We start from the raw sequence: 17,592 nt of genomic DNA on the forward strand, positions 1-17,592 counted from the left end.
GCCAGCGCATCATTCTGGAAGGGGACATTCCCAGCCCGATCAACCCGCCGTCGGGCTGCGTGTTCCGCACGCGCTGCCGGTATGCCATCGACGACTGCGCCAAGGTGGTGCCCGAACTGCGCGAGATTGCCCCACAGCACTTCAAGGCCTGCATCCGCGACGATATTCTCTAAACCGCTCGCCCGTCAAAGTCCGCTCCTGTCACGGAGCGGACTTTTCTAATTCCCGTCTGACGGACCTTCTCACATCTCATAAAGTGGCATCGGCAACTATGCGCGTATGAAACCGACACTGCTGCTGGCCGCTGCCCTGGCTCTGGGAACGGCGAATGCCACCGATCTGCGCATCTACCCGTCGTTCGCCGAGGTGCGGCAGCCCGTGACCAGCACGGGAACTGCCCTGAACGTCTCGCTGCCGCAACAGGCCTGGGAAAACGTGCTGGCCGGCTCGCTGGACCTGGAAGGGCTGGCTTTTGACAGCGCCGTGCAGAAGCTGGAGACCAACTGGCTCAGCGGTCTGGAGGGCAAGACGGTGTTCCTGGTCCAGACCACGGCGGACGGTGAGAAGACTGAACCGGTCACCCTGGTGCGCGCCCGAGACCTGCTGGTCAAGGACGCGGCGGGGCGGTACTTCAACGTGCGCTACGAGCAGTTGCGTTTCGACACGCCGCCCCCCACCAATCCCCTGAGTCCCTCGCAGACACTGACCTACAGCCTGCCCAAAGCCGGCAGCGGCACACTGGTCTACTTGACCCGCAGCGTGGGCTGGTCGCCGCGATACACCCTGAAGGCCAGCCCAGCCGGCGCACAGCTCTCCGCTCTGGCCGACATTCGCAACACCACCGAGTTGCCCTACGACGTGAAGGACACCGAGCTGTATTCCGGCGACGTGAGCGTGCAGGCCAATCCCCAGGCTCAGGCCAGTTACGAGGCGGCGGACATGGTGATGCGGGCCGCGCCGGCCCCGGTGACGGCTCCCAAGATCGGCAGCGGTTCGGAGTTGCGTGGACTGTACCGCTACGCGCTGACCACACCGTTCACGTTGCCCGCCAACAGTGTGGTGACCCTGCCGTTCCTGACCCCCAAGCTGAGCAGTTTCGAGCGTTACGTGGGCCTGAACACCTATTTCAACGTCGCCACCCAGAGCGGCACCCTGGACCGGTCCTACCGCTTCAAGGCTGACGCCCGCCTGCCTGCTGGGCCGATCACCGTGCGCGAGGAGGGCCGTCTGGTGGGTCAGACCCGCATCGACGAGACCCGCGAGGGCGGCACGGTGGAGTTCAGTCTGGGCGACGATCCCGACGTGGAGTACACCCGCACGGTGCAGACCGTCAGCCAGAGCAAGGACAGCAAGGGCAACGTGGTCAAGACCACCTACAAGGTGACCTACGCTTTCGAGAGCAGCAAGGCCCGCAGCGTCCGCGCCGAGATCACCGAGCGGGTCGGCGGGCGGGTCGTCATCATCGACAGCGCCGCGCCCACCAAGAACGGCGGCATTGCCAGCCTGAAGGTGGACGTGCCTGCCGAGGGTAAGATCAGCCGGAGCTTCACGGTGGTGGTGGACAACTCGTAGGCGGCTGGCAAAAGTCAGCAGCAACAGCATCGCCGCCGGAGCAATGGCGCTCTGGCGGCGGTGTTGTGGATCTGGTCACAGGACCGTGTTTACAGGGTTGGCTCAGGTCCGCGAGCGGCTGTGGCCTGACATGCCGGGCAGATGCCCTGCAACTCCACCCTGGCTCCGGTGATCTGCCAGTCGTGACCCTGGCCCTGGGGTTGCAGATCCGGCAGGGCCAGCGCGACGTCGAGCAGGGTGCCGCAGCCGTTGCAGCGCAGGTGAGAGTGGGGGGTGAGGTTGGTGTCGTAGCGCACCTCACCGCCGCTGCCGATCACCTCGCCCACCAGCCCATGCTCGCTGAACACGCGCAGGTTCTGATACAGCGTGGCAATGGGAATGGGCTCCCCGGCCAGCCGGAAGCGCTCAGCGATTTCCTCCGGGGTGAAGTGCCCGTCGGTCTCGACGAAGAACTGCAGCAGCCGCAGGCGGGGCTGGGTGGTTCGCAGGCCCCGCCGTTCCAGATGCCGCTGCAGTTCAGAGAGGGTCACGGCGCACCACGGTCATCACCAGAAATCCTGGCGTGGGCAGTCTTACGCCACTCTTCCGGCATCGCCCGGTTTCAGACCGACTGGGTCTCACGCTGGGCGTTTTGCTTTTCCGTCGACTGACGCGCGGCCTTCAGGCCCTCGTCCACGCGGCGGCCGTAGTCGGGATCGCACTGGGTGAACAGTTCCACCATGCGGGCCTGCACCTCGGGGATGGCCGCCGAGATGTTCGCCACGAGGTTGTTGATCAGGTCATCGCGCTCGCGGTCGTCGTGGGCGCGGTAGCGCTCGCCCGCCTGCTTGAAGTCGTTGGTGCGCTCGATGCTGGCGCGCTGCAGGCGGCCCTCGACGTGCGGGCTGTGCTCGGGCAGGTCGCGGGGGGCTTCCTTGGGACCGTTCATGCTGGACGGCTCGTAGTTGACGTGCGGGTTCTGCCCCGGCACCGTGTCCACGTGGTAGGCCATCTGGCCGTCGCGCTGGTTGGTGGCCACGGCGGCGCGCGGCGAGTTGATCGGCAGCTGCAGGTAGTTGGGGCCGACGCGGTAGCGCTGGGTGTCGGAGTACGAGAAGGTGCGGCCGATCAGCATTTTGTCGTCGCTGAAGTCCATGCCGTCCACCAGCACGCCGGTGCCGAAGGCGGCCTGCTCCACCTCCGCGAAGTAGTTCTCGGGGTTGCGGTTCAGGGTCAGCATGCCCACCGGCAGCATGGGGAACTGGTCCTCGGGCCAGATCTTGGTGTCGTCCAGCGGATCGAAGTCCAGTTCGGGATGCTCACCGTCTTCCATCAGCTGGACGCGCATCTCCCACTGGGGGAAGTCGCCGCGCTCGATGGCGTCGTACAGGTCCTGGGTGGCGTGGTTGAAGTTCTTGGCCTGGATCGCCTCGGCCTCCGGCTGGGTCAGGTTCTTGACGCCCTGCATCGGCTCGAAGTGGTACTTGACCAGCGTGCCCTCGCCCTTGTCGTTGACCCACTTGTAGGTGTTGACGCCGCTGCCCTGCATCTGGCGGTAGTTGGCGGGAATGCCCCACGGCGAGAACAGCCACGTCAGCATGTGCATCGCCTCGGGCGTGTTGCTCATGAAGTCGAAGATGCGCCCGCCGTCCTGACGGTTGGTGACGGGATCGGGCTTCAGCGAGTGGATCACGTCCGGGAACTTGATCGCGTCGCGGATGAAGAACACCTTGAGATTGTTGCCCACCAGATCCCAGTTGCCGTCTTCGGTGTAGAACTTGACGGCGAAGCCGCGCGGGTCACGCAGCGTTTCGGGCGAGTGGCCCGAGTGGATCACGGTGGAGAAGCGCAGAAACACCGGGGTTTCCTTGCCCTCGGTCTGGAACAGCTTGGCGCGGGTGTACTTGCTGATGCTCTCGTCGCCCACCCGGCCGTAGGCCTTGAACACACCGTGTGCGCCAGCACCGCGCGCATGCACCACGCGCTCGGGAATGCGCTCGCGGTCAAAGTGGCTGATCTTTTCCAGGAACTGGTAGTTCTCCAGCGTGGCCGGGCCGCGCGTGCCCACGGTGCGCTGGTTCTGATTGTTGCTGACGGGATGGCCCTGGCGGGTGGTTAGGGTCTGGCCGCTGCCATCCTGCTGCTTGCTGTCTTTCGGCTCGATCATAAAGACTCCTTGGCAGTTGGCGCACTCGGCGAACACGCCCCACCGGAATAGGGAAGAGCCGGGCACAGAAATCTGGCCCAGTCTCCGTAATCATAATGATTATGAATTAAGATGTCCACCACAAATGGTGAATGCCTCTAAACAATGCCGCCCAGGTACTCCACCACATCCGCCTTGATGGGCATGAAATACGCGTGCTGGCCGCGCTCGCGGGCGAACGTCAGCAGCTCGCAGGCAAAGCGGCGGTTCCACTCCAGCGTGGCCTCGAACCGCCGGGGAAACACCGCGTGGTTGCGGGTGCGCCAGTACCCTTCCGAGCCTTCGGAGGTGACCGAGGTGGCCCCCCACCAGACCTCCACTCCTTCGGGCAGCAGGTCGGCGTAGGCGTCCATCAGGCGCAGGTCGAAGAACGGCTGGGTGAAGAAGCCGCACGCCCCCGCCTCCAGCTTGCGCTCCAGGTAGCTCTGCTCACGTGAGAGGGACTGACGATAGGGATCTAAACCGGCGTAGACCTTCAGGTGTGGCAGCTCCCGGCGAATGCGGCGGATGGCGGCCTCGGCATCCACGTTGTAGACCCGGGCGTTCATGTCGCCCGGCGCGTCCCCGGTGATCACGATCACCTCGTCAATGCCGTGCTGGTCCAGATGCGCGGCCATCGGCAGCGGCTCGCGCGGATTCAGGTCCACCGCCCGGATGTGCGGAATGGCCCGGTGGTGCGGGCGGGCAAAGGCGCAACCGTGCCACGAGCGCGTGGAAAAGCGCGGAAAGTCGGGAATGTTGATGGTGTCCGCGCCGGGCAGGTGTTCGGCCACTGCGGCCAGCTCGGCCCTGAGGCCGGAACGCGAGCGAGGGACGAGTTCGATGGAGACGCGGGTCATGCGCCGCCGCCTGCGGCGGGTCTAGGGGTCTGAGGGTCTAAGGGTCTAAGGGCCTGGGCGCTCTTTTCTTCAGCCCCTTCGACCCTTGCCCCCTGGATGGCCTGCGCCGCCGGGTCATACGCCAGCAGAGGCCCCAGCCAGCGCTCGGCTTCTTCCACGCTCCAGCCCTTTCTGGCGGCGTACTCCTCCACCTGATCGCGTCCGATGCGGCCCACAGCCAGATACCGCGCTTCCGGGTGGGCAAAGTACAGGCCCGAGACGGCGGCGGCAGGGGTCATGGCGCAGGATTCGGTGAGTTCCAGGCCAATTTCGCCCGCGTTCAGCAGTGCAAAGAGGGTGCGTTTCTCGGTGTGATCCGGCTGGGACGGGTAGCCGGGCGCGGGACGGATGCCGTCGTAGCGTTCGCGGATGAGGTCATTGTTGTCCAGCGTTTCATCCGGCGCGTAGCCCCAGTGCCGCACCCGCACGTCGCGGTGCAGCTTCTCGGCGAAGGCTTCGGCCAAACGGTCGGCCAGCGCCTTGATCAGAATGGCGTTGTAGTCGTCGTGGTCCGCCTCGAAGGCGCGGGCCAGTTCTTCCGCGCCGTGGATGGCGACGGCGAAGGCCCCGATGTGATCGCCCCGGTACGCGATGAAGTCGGCCAGCGCGCCGTTCGGCGTGGCCTGATCGCGCTGCTGGCGCAGGGTGTGAAGGATGGTGGACGTTGCTGGTTGCTGGTTGACGGTTGACGGGGAAAAGCTTTTTCCATCAACCCTCAACCTTTCACCATCAACAACGATGTCGTCCCCGCGACGCTCGGCGGGCCACAGGCCGATCACGCCTCTGGCGGTCAGCAGCCCCTCGTCGATCACGCGGCGCAGCAGGGCCTGGGCGTCGGCGAACAGCGTGCGGGCCTGCTCGCCGCGCAGCGGATCGGTCAGGATGTTGGGGTAGATGCCCTTCATCTCCCAGGCGATGAAAAACGGCGTCCAGTCGATGTAGTCCAGCAGACCCGTCAGCGGCTGCTCAATGATTTGGCGGCCCAGTTCGCGCGGCGCGGGCGGCAGGGCGGGGGAGACGCGCGGCGCCCGTTCGCGAGCCGTATCGATGGAAATCAGGCGCACCTCGCGCTTGCCGTGGCGTTCGCGCAGGGCGTCGTATTCCACCCGAATGCGCTCCTGCACCCCTGCCGGATCGGCCAGGATGTCGGCGGTGGTGGTCACGGCGCGGCTGGCGTCCAGCACATGTACCACCAGACCGTCGTAGGCGGGGTCAATCTTGACCGCCGTGTGCGCCCGGCTGGTGGTGGCCCCGCCGATCAGCAGCGGCAGCTTGCCGCCCCGGCGGGTCATCTCGCGGGCCACGCCCACCATCTCGTCCAGGCTGGGGGTGATCAGCCCGCTCAGGCCGATCACGTCCGCGCCGATGCGCTCGGCCTCGTCCAGAATTTTCTCGGTGGGCACCATCACGCCCAGGTCTGTCACCTGATAGCCGTTGCAGGCCAGCACCACACCCACGATGTTCTTGCCGATGTCGTGGACGTCGCCCTTGACGGTTGCCAGCAGCACCTTGCCCTTGCCCCCAGCTTCCTGCTTCTCGGCCTCCATATAGGGCGTCAGGTGGGCCACGGCGCGTTTCATCACGCGGGCGGACTTGACCACCTGCGGCAGGAACATTTTCCCGGCCCCGAACAGATCGCCCACCACGTTCATGCCGTCCATCAGCGGCCCCTCGATGACCTTCAGCGGCGAACCCAGCTCGCGGTACGCCTCCTCGGCGTCCTCCACCACGAAGTCGGTGATGCCCGAGATCAGCGCGTGCTTGAGGCGTTCATCCACCGGGCGCTCGCGCCACTCGCTCTGGGCGGCGGCCTCGCGCTTGACGCCCTTGTAGCTCTCGGCCAGCGCCAGCAGATTCTCGGTGGCGCTGAGTTCGCCGGAAGCGGGCGTGCGGGCCAGGATCACGTCCTCCACCGCCTCGCGCAGCTCGGGTTCGATATCCTCGTACACCGCCAGCATCCCCGCGTTCACGATGCCCATGTCCAGCCCGGCGCGAATGGCGTGATACAGGAACACCGAGTGCATCGCCTCGCGCACGTGGTTGTTGCCCCGAAAGGAAAACGAGACATTGCTGATGCCGCCCGACACCAGCGCCCCCGGCAGGTTGGCCTTGATCCAGCGCGTCGCCTCGATGAACTCCAGCGCGTAGCGGTCATGCTCCTCCAGGCCCGTCGCCACCGTCAGCACGTTGGGATCGAAGATGATGTCCTGCGGCGGAAACTCCACTTCCTCAGTCAGCAGTTTGTAGGCGCGGGAGGTGATTTCCTTGCGGCGTTCCAGGTTGTCGGCCTGTCCCTGCTCGTCGAAGGCCATCACCACGGCGGCGGCCCCGTAGCGCCGCAGCAGCCGCGCCCGCTCCAGAAACCTGGCCTCGCCGTCCTTGAGCGAGATGGAGTTGACGACGCACTTGCCCTGCACCCGCTTGAGGCCCGCTTCCAGAATCTCCCACTTGCTGCTGTCCAGCATCAGCGGCACGCGGGAAATATCCGGCTCCCCGGCCAGCAGGTTCAGGAACTTGACCATCGCGGCCTCGCCGTCCAGCATGCCCTCGTCGAAATTGATGTCCACGATCTGCGCGCCGTTCTCCACCTGCTGCCGGGCGATCTTGAGGCCCGTCTCAAAATCCCCGGCCAGAATCGCCTTGTTGAAGCGCGGGCTGCCAGTGACGTTGGTGCGCTCGCCCACGTTGACGAAGTTCAGCTCCGGCGTGACGGTCAGGGCTTCGAGGCCGCTCAGGCGCAGGAAAGGCGGTGCGCGGTGCGCGGTGCGCGGGGAAAGCCCGGCCACCGCGTCCGCAATGGCGCGGATGTGTTCGGGGGTGGTGCCGCAGCAGCCGCCCACGATGTTGACCAGCCCCTCGCGGGCGAAGTCGGCCAGCACGGCGGCGGTGTGTTCGGGGGTCTCGTCGTACTCGCCGAAAGCATTGGGCAGGCCCGCGTTGGGGTGGACGGACACCAGCGTGTCGGTGTTCGCCGCAATCGCCCGCAGGTGAGGGCGTAGCAGATCCGCGCCCAGCGCACAGTTCAGTCCCAGGCTGAAGAGGTTGGCGTGCGCCGTGCTGATGGCGAAGGCTTCCGGCGTCTGCCCGCTCAGCGTGCGCCCGGAAGCGTCGGTGATGGTGCCGGAGAGCATCACGGGAAGCGTCTTGCCCGTTCGAGCGAACGCCTCCTCGCAGGCGAAGAGTGCGGCCTTGGCGTTCAGCGTGTCGAACACCGTTTCCAGCAGCAGCAGATCGGCCCCGCCCGCCATCAGGCCCTCGGCGGCGGCGGCATAGGCGGCCACCAGATCATCAAACGTGACGTTGCGGAACTCTGGCCGTTCCACGTCCGGCGAGAGGGTGGCGGTGCGGTTGGTCGGCCCGATGGCCCCGGCCACCCAGCGTGGTTTGCCGTCCCTCGACTCGAACTCGTCGGCCACCTCGCGGGCCAGCCGTGCCCCGGCTTCGTTCATGGCGCGGGCCAGCGTTTCGGTGCCGTAATCCGCCTGGGAAATGGTGGTGCTGTTGAAGGTGTTCGTGCTGGCGATGTCCGCGCCCGCCTCGAAATACGCGCGGTGGATGTCCTGAATCACGTCCGGGCGCGTGAGTTGCAGCAGGTCGAAATTGCCCCGGTACATCCGCAGCGGATCGGCCCCGTCAAACCTGAAATCCGCCTCGTTTAAGTTGGCCCGCTGGAGCATGGTGCCCCACGCGCCGTCCAGCACCAGGATGCGTTCACGCGCCGCAGCGCGAATGTCCCTGTCCATTGTCCACCTCTTGAAAACCAGACCGCAGGTGCGGCCTGAACACGTCTTTGCGCCCTGTGCCGTGCGGCGCCCACTTCCGGCCATCGCGTCCTGCCCGCGCCATCGTCGGCGCACCCCAGCAGGAGGCTTTTCTGAAAGGCACCGTGACCGCTATGGGGGTCGGTTGCCGCGTCGTCGGCGGGCAGAAAAAACCCTCGGACGCTCTGGATGACCGCGCTTTGGAGGCGCGATAGGGCAGAGGATAGCGCGGCGGGGCGGGGACGAAAGGGGGGTGGGGTGGACAGGTTTATCTGGGGAGAATAGTGGCCTTCTGTTTGGCCGCCCCGTTTGGCCGCAGGGTGCCCATCGAATCGGACGACAAAGACTCCGCCCCTGTCCCGCTGGTCGAACCATGAACCGTAACGATGGACGACAAAGGGGCCTCCCTCATCCAACGCCTGGGCGAGAAGGAGACTGAGCGCTTTGGCAATGGCCTTCTGGGATTGATTGGCGCCTCCGACATGCGCCAGGACTGGACGTTCCAGCCCCGGCGCCATCAGCGAGGGCTGCGAACCGCGTAGATCAGAAGTTGGGGCTTACTTCGCCAACTCGCTCTTCAAGGTATCGAAGGCCTCGGGGCGGTTCAGCACGCGCCAGTTCAGCTTGTTCTCGCCGCTCAACTCGCCCACACGTTCGGTGGCGCAGTCGTAGCTGGCGTTGGTCTTGCGCATGATCGGCCAGACCACAGCAGCGGCGCGTCCGGCCACGTCGCGCCGCTCGACTGGGCCGAACAGCCGTGAATCCTCCGAACCGTTGGCAGTGCGGTTGTCGCCCATCACGAAGTAGTGCGCGGGCGGCACGGTGACCTCGGCCTGATCGGGCACCACGCCCGCACGGCTGGAGGTGGCGTTGTTCGCCAGTTCGCTCTGGTTGTCCCAGCAGCCCTGCTGACGCCAGTAGTCGGTCGTCCAGCCTGAATCCAGCTTCACGTCGTTCACGAAGACCTCACCGCCTTCCACCCGGATCTTGTCACCCGGCAGGCCGATCACGCGCTTGATCAGAAAGGGGCGGTAGTTCCACAGGCCAAAGAAGTTCTTGTTCAGGTTGCCGATCTTGGCTGCGGCTTCACGCGGGGGCTTGAAGATTACGATGTCGCCCCGGCTGAAGTCGCCCACGCCCGCCTTGTGCAGCCACGTCTCGTACTTGGGCACGAACACGCGCTCGCGGTCACGCAGGTTGGGCATCATGCTCACGCCGTCCACGCCCACCAGCGTCGCCACGAACTGGGTGATCACCACCGCAAAGACAATGGGTTCTAGAAAATCCTTCCACACCTTCTGAAGGGTGGTGGGTGCGGCGGACTGAAGTCTGGTCATGCACCGCGCAGGATAGCGGATTAAGGGTTGGCGGAGGGTTAAAGGGTCAAACCGTCCCGCGTCCCTTCCTCAGCCCTCGCCCAGCAGCGCTTTGAGACGCGGCAGTTCCGCCAGCGCCGCCTCCCGGCCCGCCGCAATGGCCTGATCGGTGCGGTTGAAATTCATCAGGTCGATGTTGCCCAGATTCGGGCGCAGCAGCACGTCGGGCCGGTACAGGCTCAGGCGGGCGTCGGTCAGCTGCGCCTGCATGATCTCCACGGCGCGCCGCAGCGCCCGCACCGGCCCCAGGTGGGCCTCGCGCTTCCAGATCAGGACGCGGCGCTCGTGCAGTTCCAGCGGATCGGGGGCGGTGACGTCCACCGCCAGCACCTTCCGGACGCCCAGAAACAGCGCGGCGTCCACCGGCACCTGGTTTAGAATGCCGCCGTCCGAAAGCAGCATGTCGCGCACCGGCACGGGATCCAGGGCGCCGGGATACGCGCTGGTGGCCCGCAAAGCTTCGGATAGGCTGCCGCGCGTCAGGTACACGCCCCGGCCGGTCAGCATGTCGGTGGCGGTGATCGCCAGCGGTGTGGGCAGTTCCTCGAAAGTCTGGGGCAGGTGCTGGGCCAGCCAGCCTTCCATGGCCGAGATCTTCAGCAGGCCGGTGCCGGGCCGCCAGTCCAGCAGCCGCCGCCACGACACGGTGCCCGAGATGCGCTCCAGTTCCGCCCCGCTGTAGCCCGCCGCGATAAACGCCCCCACCAGCCCGCCCATGCTGGTGCCGGTCACCACGCTGGGGTGCAGGCCCGCGTCCTCCAGCACCTGCCACACGCCGATGTGCGCCAACCCGCGGGCGCCGCCGCCGCCCAGCACCAGCCCGTAGCCGCTCATGGCCGCCTTCCGTGTCCGCCGCGGTTCATGGCGCGATTGTAGCCCTGCGGCGGGCACGGCCCATTCCTGGGCTGGCCTGCGGAGGTCTATGTCGGTTGATTCAGTCTGATAGACAGCGTTGCGCTACTGTGTGGGCAATGGCTCTTGCGGGACAGGTGGTGGGCGCCGGCGTGCGGTTGATCAGACCCATTGGCCGGGGTTCCCACAGTCTGGTGTACTTCGCGGTGGATGCGTGCGGGCAGCCCTGTGCCGTCAAGGTATTCCACGCTGACATGCTCGACTTTGCCGACCGTGAATTCGAGCATGCCAGCGGCCTGGAGCATCCCCGGCTGGCGTCGGTGCTGGGCCGCGACACGCTGGAGGGCCGCCCGGTACTGATCAGCACCCTGGCCCGCGGCGAGGTGCTGTTCGCACGCTACGTGCGGCGGCCCGCGCTGCACAGCGAGCGCCGCGCCTTCCTGCTGACGCTGGCGCATCTGCTGGACGCCCTGGCGTACCTGCATTCGTGCGGGCTGGTCCACCGCGACATCAAACCGGAAAACATCGTGGTGGAACCGGACGGCAGCGCCAAGCTGGTCGATCTGGACCTGTCTGGCCCGGCGCTGGAGGTGTTCCCGGTGCCCACCCGTTTTGGCACGGCGGCCTTCCAGAGTCCGGAAGCGGCGCGCGGCGAACCGCTGGGGCCGGAAGCGGACCTGTACGGGGTGGGAATGTTGCTGGGCTGGGGGATCTTCGGCCTGCTGCCGGACCCCACCAGCCCCGCGCCGTACCATCCGGACCCGCTGTGTTCGCTATACCTGACCCTGACCCGTCAGGACCGCCAGCAGCGGCCCACTGACGCGGCCTGGGTCCGCGAGAGGATCCTGAAGCTGTCCCAGCCCAGATTCTGAGGAGGCGGGGCAGCCAACAGCGAGAGGCCGTCCACAGTGGTGCACTGCCACTGCCAGGCGGCCCCAGTTCTGCGGCTCCTAGCCCAGCACGATGCGCGCCTCGTTGGGACGCAGGACCGCGCCGCTGCCGGGCTGGTCATCCAGCGAGCTGAGCAAGGGCTGACCGGCCGCCAGTTCTCCGAGAGCCCGCTCGTGCGCGCCGAAGTTCAGCAGGATGGTCACCGTCTCGCCCTCCAGGGTGCGGCGGAAGGCGAACACGTCGTCGTGGCCGCTGTCCAGGCTGTGGTAGTCGCCTCCCACCAGCGCGGGATGCTCGCGCCGCAGCCGGGTCAGGGCGCGGAAGTAGTTCAGGTCGCTGTGCGGGTCCGCCTCCTGCGCCTGGACATTCACCGTCTGGAAGTCGTCGGCCAGGGGCAGCCAGGGCGTGGCCTCCGCAGGCGCGAAACCAGCGTTGGCCGAGGCGTCCCACTGCATCGGGGTGCGTTCCGGATCGCGGCTTGCGGCCGGGGAGTCGGGCTGTTGCAGGCCCGCCGGGTCCACCATGCGCTCGGGTGGAATGTGAACGTTTTCCATGCCGATCTCGTCGCCGTAGTACACCGTGGGCGTGCCGCGCAGGGTCAGCAGCAGGGTCTGGGCCACGCGGAACTGCGCCGCCCCCACCCGCGACTTGAAGCGGTGCTGGTCGTGGTTGCCCAGCACCCAGTTGGGCCAGGTCTGCAGCTTGCGGCACGCGGCGTCGTAGTCGTCGGCAAATTCGCGCACCGCCCCCGCCTGCCAGGGCCGCAGGATCAGGTGAAAGTTGAACGGCAGGTGCACCATCGCCGCGTCGGGGGTTCCGGCGTAGGGCAGCAGCTGGTCCACCGGCAGGTAGATCTCGCCCACCATCATGCGGTCGTCGAATTCGTCCAGCACGGCGCGCATTTCGCGAATGTACTGGTGCGTCTCCGGCTGGTCCTGGGTGTAGATGTGCTGCACGCTGTTGTGCTCGATGTCGCCGGGGGTCCACTCGGGGTTGACCGGTTCGTCCAGAAAGCGCTCGTCCTCGGCCAGCAGCCAGATCACGTCCACCCGGAAGCCGTCCACGCCCCGGCGCATCCAGAAGCGCAGCACGTCGAACATGGCCTCCCGCACCGCCGGGTTGCGCCAGTTCAGGTCCGGCTGGCTGGGCAGAAACTGGTGCAGGTAGTACTGGCCGCTCTGCTCATCCAGGGTCCAGGCGGGGCCGCCAAAAAAGGATTTCCAGTTGTTGGGCACCCCGCCGTCCGGCGCCGGGTCGCGCCACACGTACCAGTCACGCTTGTCGCTGTCCCGGCCCGTCAGCGCCTCCTGAAACCACGCATGGTCCGAGGACGTGTGGTTGGGCACGTAGTCCAGCATCACCTTCAGGCCCAGACCGTGCGCCTCTTCGACCAGCGCGTCGAAGTCGGCCAGCGTACCGAACAGCGGATCGATGTCGCAGTAGTCGGCCACGTCGTAGCCGAAGTCGCGCATGGGTGAGGTAAAGATGGGCGAGAGCCACGCGGCCTCTACCCCCAGGCTTTTCAGGTACGGCAGCCGCGCCGTGACGCCGCGCAGGTCGCCCACACCGTCACCGTCACTGTCCTGAAATGAACGCGGGTAGATCTGGTAGATGATGCCGCTCTGCCACCATTTCAGATGTTCCGCTGCCGCGTGGCCCTGGCCTGACTCTCGATCGCTCATGCCAACAGGCTAGCAGGAAATTCCCAGTGACTTAAACGATTCAGAGCGCTTGACTCTAACCTTGGCGATGGCCTTTATTCTGCGATGTCAGACGGACGGACAGAACACCCGCCCGCAGACCGTTCCGCTTCCTGTCGGTCAGTCCGCAGGCGTGTCGCTGCCCAGCCGCACGGTCACGTCCGCGCCGGGCACGCCGGGAGCCTGCACCACCTGACCGTGGCCTACGTCGCGCAGGATGCGCTCTGCCTGCGGTCCGGTGACGGTGGTCACGGCGCTGCCCTGGGTGCCGTTGGAGACGCTGACCTGCAGGTAGCCCAGGCTCTCTAGGCGGTCTTTCAGGCGGCGGGCGCTGCCGGCGGGGGCGGCGGTGTTGACCACGGCGATGCTCAGGCGGCGCGGATCATTGGGGTCGGTGAAGTTTTGATCTACAAGCTGCGACAGCGCGGCCCGGTCCGGCACCCAGGTGCCCCCCCCGCCGAAGTTGCCGGGAACCGTGTGCATGGCAACTTTAGGCCCGCTCAGGGCCGCCCCCAGAAGGCCAGCCACCTGCTCGCGGCTGAGGTTGCTTTTCATGTTGCGGTCCACCGCCCCCACCATGCCGGGCAGGCGCCACCAGTTCAGCGGGCTTTTCACCTTGTTCAACAGTGCGCCCAGAAAGTTCTGCTGCCGCGCCACCCGGCCGATGTCGCCCAGATTGTCCTTGCGGAAGCGCAGGTACCCCTCGGCTTCCTCGCCCGTCAGGTGCTGTCGCCCCGCCTTGAGGTCGATATGCAGTTTGCCGGCGTTATCGTCGTACTTCATGTCCTGGGCCACGTCCAGCGTTACGCCGCCAGCCGCCTGCGTCATGGCGCGCATGGCGTTCAGCGACAGCAGGGCGTAGGCATCCACCCGGACGCCGGTCAGGCTCTGAACCGCGCCCATCAGGGTTTCGGGGCCGCCGTGCGGGTTTGAGCCGTTGATCTTGCCCCAGCCGTACTGCGGCACATTGACCCAGGTGTCGCGCGGAATGCTCAGCATGTTGGTGGTACCGTCGGGCCGCAACTGCGCCAGCACGATGGTGTCGGTCAGCCCGCTGTAATCCTCGGGGCGGGCCGGCCAGGGCCACACCGGGGCCTGCTCGTCGTATCTGGGGGTCACGCCCGCCAGCAGCACCGTGACCGGGCCGTCAGGCTTGTGGGGCAGCGTTCCGTACCGCGCCAGAAAAGGAAAAGCAGGAGCCGCCACTGCCACCACACCCGCCAGAACCACCAGACCGATCACACGCCGCCGCACGCCCTGAGCATAGCGGCTGGGGCGTGAGGACAGCGTGCGTCTTTTGGATGAAATGGCGGCCTTCACAGCCACTGGGCCAATGAAGAAGGGAGCCAGACCTTTGCGGGCCTGGCTCTCTTTTCCGATCTGGATCAGTTCAGGGTGATCTTATTGGCGGTCAGCGTGCTGGCGGCTTCGTCAATCTCACCTTCAACCGCCACGTCGGCGGCGTCACGGTCGGTGCCGAAGAATTCCTCGGCGGTGGTGGCGTTGCCCTCGAAGACCGTATCGGGCGTGACCGTCACGGCGTAGTTGGCGTCGTTCTCGTTCAGCGTAAAGGTCTGGGCGGTGCCGTCAAAGTCGGCCACGGTCCCTTCCAGGCCGTCACCCACGGCCATATCGACTTCCTCACCCGCTGTGGCGGCGTCGTCGTTGGTCAGGGTGCTGTCCACACCCGGGTCAGCGGCATTGTCCGTCGCGCCCTCGCCTTCGGCGATGGGATTGTCGACGCCCGCCTCGTTGGTGTCGGTCGTATCAACAGTGGTGTCCGGCAGAGTGGTGTCCGCAGTGGTATCCGGCACCGTCGCGTCCGTGGTGGTCGTGGTGGTGGTCGTCGTTTCGCTTTTGGGCGTGCAGGCAGCCAGCAGAGAACCGGTCAGCAGAATCAGCAGGATATTTTTCATGCCTTGATTGTCCTTGGCAAGTCTCTTTCTCATATGAAAAGGGCTGTAGCTAACCTTTACCATGACCCGCAGACCATTAAGACTTGGCCGGCTTGTGATTTCAGAGGTTAGGCCCAGACGTTTGCGGTGGAGGAGGAGGGCAACGAGAATCGCCGTCGTTCAGGCGAAACTGGTTGGTTTCGCGCCGCGTGTCATGTGACCTCGGAAACCGTTGCCGGGTCCTGCCTCATGTGCTGAAGGTGAACGCGCCCTGCGAGAAATCGACGGTGATCGCCCCGCCTTCCTTCAACGCCCCGAACAGCAGTTCGTCGGCCAGCGGGCGCCCCAGCCGCTCCTCGATCACGCGGGCCAGCGGGCGGGCGCCCATCTGCGGGTCATAGCCCAGTTCGGCCAGCCGGGCGCGGGCTTCCGGCGATACGCTGATCGTCACGCCCCGCTCGGCCAGTTGCGCTTCCAGCTCACGCAGGAACTTGTCCACGATGCCGGCCATGACCTCGCGCGACAGCGGGCGGAAATAGATCACGGCGTCCAACCGGTTGCGGAATTCCGGCGTGAAGGTGCGCTTGACCGCCTCGGCTTCCTCGCCCGCGCGGCCCTCGCGCCCGAAGCCCAGAGCCGGACGGCTGGCGTCGGCGGCCCCGGCGTTGGTGGTGAACACCAGAATCAGGCCGCGCCCGTCCAGCTTCTTGCCCGCGTGATCGGTCAGGGTGCCGTGATCCATCAGTTGCAGGAAGACGTTGTACACGTCCGGGTGCGCCTTCTCGATCTCGTCCAAGAGCAAGACCGCGTGCGGGTTCTTCGCCACCGCGTCGGTCAGCAGGCCACCCTGATCGAAACCCACGTAGCCGGGTGGGGCGCCGATCAGCCGCGCCACCGTGTGCGCCTCCTGGTACTCGGACATGTCGAAGCGGGCGAGGTGGATGCCCAGGCGATCTGCCAGCGCGCGGGCCAGCTCGGTCTTGCCCACGCCCGTCGGCCCGGCGAACAGGAACGCCCCCTGCGGTTTCTGCGCGTCGCGCAGGCCCGCGCGGGCCAGTTTGACGGCGCTGGCGACGGCTTCCACCGCCGCGTCCTGCCCGTAGACCCGACCCATCAGATCCGTTTCCAGCGTGGCGAGGGACTGAACCTCCTCCGCCTTCACTGCGCCCACAGGGACGCGGGCCATACGGGCCACCGTGGCCTCGATGTCGGCCACGTCGATCTGGCCGCCTGTTCCAGCGCTGCTGCGGGCCGCCCCAGCCTCATCGATCACGTCGATGGCCTTGTCGGGCAGGAAGCGGTCTCGCAGGTGGCGCACGCTCAGGCGCACGGCGGCGTCCAGCGCGTCGGGGGTGTACGTCACGCCGTGGTGCGTGGCGTACCTGGGGGCCAGGCCGCGCAGAATTTCCAGCGCATCCGCATCGGACGGTTCGGCCACCTCCACGGTCTGGAAGCGCCGCCACAGCGCCCGGTCTTTTTCCAGGTGGCGCAGCTCGGCGGGGGTGGTGGCCCCCATCACGCGCAGTTTGCCGCGTGCCAGCGCGGGTTTCAGGAGGTTGGCGGCGTCCACGTTGCCGCCTTCCGTGGCCCCGGCCCCCACCAGCGTGTGCAGCTCGTCGATAAAGAGCACGCTGTTTATGCCGTCCAGGGCGGCCAGCACCGCTTTCAATCGTTGCTCGAAATCGCCCCGGTAGCGTGTTCCCGCCAGCAACGCGCCCAAGTCCAGCGCATAGACCGATGCGCCTTTCAGGAATCCGGGGGCTTTTCCGTCCGCCACGCGCTGCGCCAGCCCCTCGGCCAGCGCCGTCTTGCCCACCCCCGGCTCGCCCACCAGCACGGGGTTGTTCTTGCCGCGCCGCGCCAGGATGTGCACCGCACGCGTCAATTCGGCGTCGCGCCCGATCACCGGGTCAAAGTCCCCGGCTCTGGCGGCGGCGGTCAGGTCTTGCGTGTAGGCCTCCAGCGGGTCTTGCTCAGCCTCGGCTTGCGGCGCACCTTCCTCGATGCCCGCCACGCGGCGCTCGCGGCTGCGGCCCTCCACCTTCGCCGTGCCGTGGGAGACGTAGGCCAGCATGTCCAGCCGGGTCACGCCCTGGGCTTCCAGCGCGGCGCGGGCCGGGGAGTCGGCCTCCTCCAGCAGTTCCACCAGCACGCGCGCCCCGTCGGCGTCCTCGCCCCCCTTGCCGCTGGCGTGCAGTTGCAGCACCGCGCCCTGCACGACGCGGTGAACGCCCAGCGTGAAGTCCGGCTCGGCGTCCTCCACGACTTCCAGCCCATCCAGTTGCATCTCCAGCTCGTCGCGCAGGCGCTCGACATCCGCGCCCACGGCCAGCAGCGCCTCACGGCCCTCGGGGTCATGCGTCAGCGCCAGCAGCAGATGCTCCAGGGTCACGTATTCATGCCCGGCTTCCCGCGCGTAGTCGGCGGCGCGGGCGATGGTCACTTGCAGGTGATCGCCGATCATTTGCGCCCCTGGCGGGCC

Annotated in this window: 12 protein-coding genes and 1 pseudogene; 3 read left to right on the forward strand and 10 right to left on the reverse strand. The window is 66.7% G+C overall.

What is annotated here, in order from left to right:
* Together FHR04_RS11205 and FHR04_RS11210 are read left to right on the forward strand one after the other, a co-directional pair.
* A partial coding sequence (locus FHR04_RS11205) for an oligopeptide/dipeptide ABC transporter ATP-binding protein (protein ID WP_338084764.1) occupies positions 1–173 on the forward strand: 173 nt, incomplete at its 5' end.
* Positions 174–279: 106 nt separating this feature from the next.
* On the forward strand, positions 280–1,572 hold the full coding sequence (locus FHR04_RS11210; RefSeq protein WP_139403372.1) for a DUF4139 domain-containing protein: 1,293 nt from the start codon (positions 280–282) through the stop codon (positions 1,570–1,572).
* Positions 1,573–1,661: 89 nt separating this feature from the next.
* Here the strand turns inward: FHR04_RS11210 and FHR04_RS11215 are convergent, their stop codons facing one another.
* The 6 genes and pseudogenes from FHR04_RS11215 to FHR04_RS11240 form a co-directional block, all read right to left on the reverse strand.
* Positions 1,662–2,102, reverse strand: a complete 441-nt coding sequence (locus FHR04_RS11215; protein ID WP_139403374.1) for a Fur family transcriptional regulator — start codon at positions 2,100–2,102, stop codon at positions 1,662–1,664.
* Positions 2,103–2,173: 71 nt separating this feature from the next.
* Positions 2,174–3,682, reverse strand: a pseudogene (locus tag FHR04_RS11220) (catalase); the annotation flags it as partial.
* Positions 3,683–3,855: 173 nt separating this feature from the next.
* Positions 3,856–4,596, reverse strand: a complete 741-nt coding sequence (locus FHR04_RS11225) for a methylenetetrahydrofolate reductase (RefSeq protein WP_139403377.1) — start codon at positions 4,594–4,596, stop codon at positions 3,856–3,858.
* Positions 4,593–8,378 (reverse strand): methionine synthase, encoded by a 3,786-nt coding sequence (gene metH / locus FHR04_RS11230; protein WP_139403379.1) that lies wholly within the window; start codon positions 8,376–8,378, stop codon positions 4,593–4,595. The genes FHR04_RS11225 and metH overlap by 4 nt, the downstream gene beginning before the upstream one ends.
* A gap of 575 nt (positions 8,379–8,953) precedes the next feature.
* Positions 8,954–9,733, reverse strand: coding sequence for a signal peptidase I (gene lepB / locus FHR04_RS11235; protein WP_170213931.1), 780 nt, complete (start codon positions 9,731–9,733; stop codon positions 8,954–8,956).
* A 69-nt stretch (positions 9,734–9,802) separates the two neighbouring features.
* Positions 9,803–10,606 (reverse strand): patatin-like phospholipase family protein, encoded by an 804-nt coding sequence (locus tag FHR04_RS11240; protein WP_139403383.1) that lies wholly within the window; start codon positions 10,604–10,606, stop codon positions 9,803–9,805.
* Positions 10,607–10,743: 137 nt separating this feature from the next.
* On the opposite strand from FHR04_RS11240, the gene FHR04_RS11245 reads away from it, so the two are divergent.
* Complete coding sequence (locus FHR04_RS11245) at positions 10,744–11,496, forward strand: serine/threonine-protein kinase (protein ID WP_139403385.1); 753 nt, start codon at positions 10,744–10,746, stop codon at positions 11,494–11,496.
* 78 nt (positions 11,497–11,574) lie between these two features.
* On the opposite strand, the gene FHR04_RS11250 is transcribed toward FHR04_RS11245, so the two are convergent.
* The 4 genes from FHR04_RS11250 to FHR04_RS11265 all read right to left on the reverse strand — a co-directional run bounded on the left by FHR04_RS11250 (position 11,575) and on the right by FHR04_RS11265 (position 17,574).
* Positions 11,575–13,197, reverse strand: coding sequence for an alpha-amylase family glycosyl hydrolase (locus tag FHR04_RS11250; protein WP_139403387.1), 1,623 nt, complete (start codon positions 13,195–13,197; stop codon positions 11,575–11,577).
* A gap of 138 nt (positions 13,198–13,335) precedes the next feature.
* Positions 13,336–14,469: an LCP family protein gene (locus FHR04_RS11255; protein WP_139403389.1), complete on the reverse strand. Its 1,134-nt coding sequence runs from the start codon at positions 14,467–14,469 to the stop codon at positions 13,336–13,338.
* Between the two features lie 131 nt (positions 14,470–14,600).
* Positions 14,601–15,131, reverse strand: a complete 531-nt coding sequence (locus FHR04_RS11260; protein WP_039683134.1) for a hypothetical protein — start codon at positions 15,129–15,131, stop codon at positions 14,601–14,603.
* 226 nt (positions 15,132–15,357) lie between these two features.
* Positions 15,358–17,574: an AAA family ATPase gene (locus tag FHR04_RS11265; protein WP_139403390.1), complete on the reverse strand. Its 2,217-nt coding sequence runs from the start codon at positions 17,572–17,574 to the stop codon at positions 15,358–15,360.
* Positions 17,575–17,592: the final 18 nt, after the last annotated feature.

Origin of the sequence: Deinococcus radiopugnans ATCC 19172, from assembly GCF_006335125.1 — a bacterium.
Taxonomy (GTDB): Bacteria; Deinococcota; Deinococci; order Deinococcales; family Deinococcaceae; genus Deinococcus; species Deinococcus radiopugnans.

Bases quoted from the DNA above. Each gene is read 5' to 3' on its own strand.
- FHR04_RS11210 (WP_139403372.1), top strand. From the start codon at position 280: ATGAAACCGACACTGCTGCTGGCCGCTGCCCTGGCTCTGGGAACGGCG.
- FHR04_RS11225 (WP_139403377.1), bottom strand. From the start codon at position 4,596: ATGACCCGCGTCTCCATCGAACTCGTCCCTCGCTCGCGTTCCGGCCTC.
- metH (WP_139403379.1), bottom strand. From the start codon at position 8,378: ATGGACAGGGACATTCGCGCTGCGGCGCGTGAACGCATCCTGGTGCTG.
- lepB (WP_170213931.1), bottom strand. From the start codon at position 9,733: ATGACCAGACTTCAGTCCGCCGCACCCACCACCCTTCAGAAGGTGTGG.
- FHR04_RS11240 (WP_139403383.1), bottom strand. From the start codon at position 10,606: ATGAGCGGCTACGGGCTGGTGCTGGGCGGCGGCGGCGCCCGCGGGTTG.
- FHR04_RS11245 (WP_139403385.1), top strand. From the start codon at position 10,744: ATGGCTCTTGCGGGACAGGTGGTGGGCGCCGGCGTGCGGTTGATCAGA.
- FHR04_RS11250 (WP_139403387.1), bottom strand. From the start codon at position 13,197: ATGAGCGATCGAGAGTCAGGCCAGGGCCACGCGGCAGCGGAACATCTG.
- FHR04_RS11260 (WP_039683134.1), bottom strand. From the start codon at position 15,131: ATGAAAAATATCCTGCTGATTCTGCTGACCGGTTCTCTGCTGGCTGCC.
- FHR04_RS11265 (WP_139403390.1), bottom strand. From the start codon at position 17,574: ATGATCGGCGATCACCTGCAAGTGACCATCGCCCGCGCCGCCGACTAC.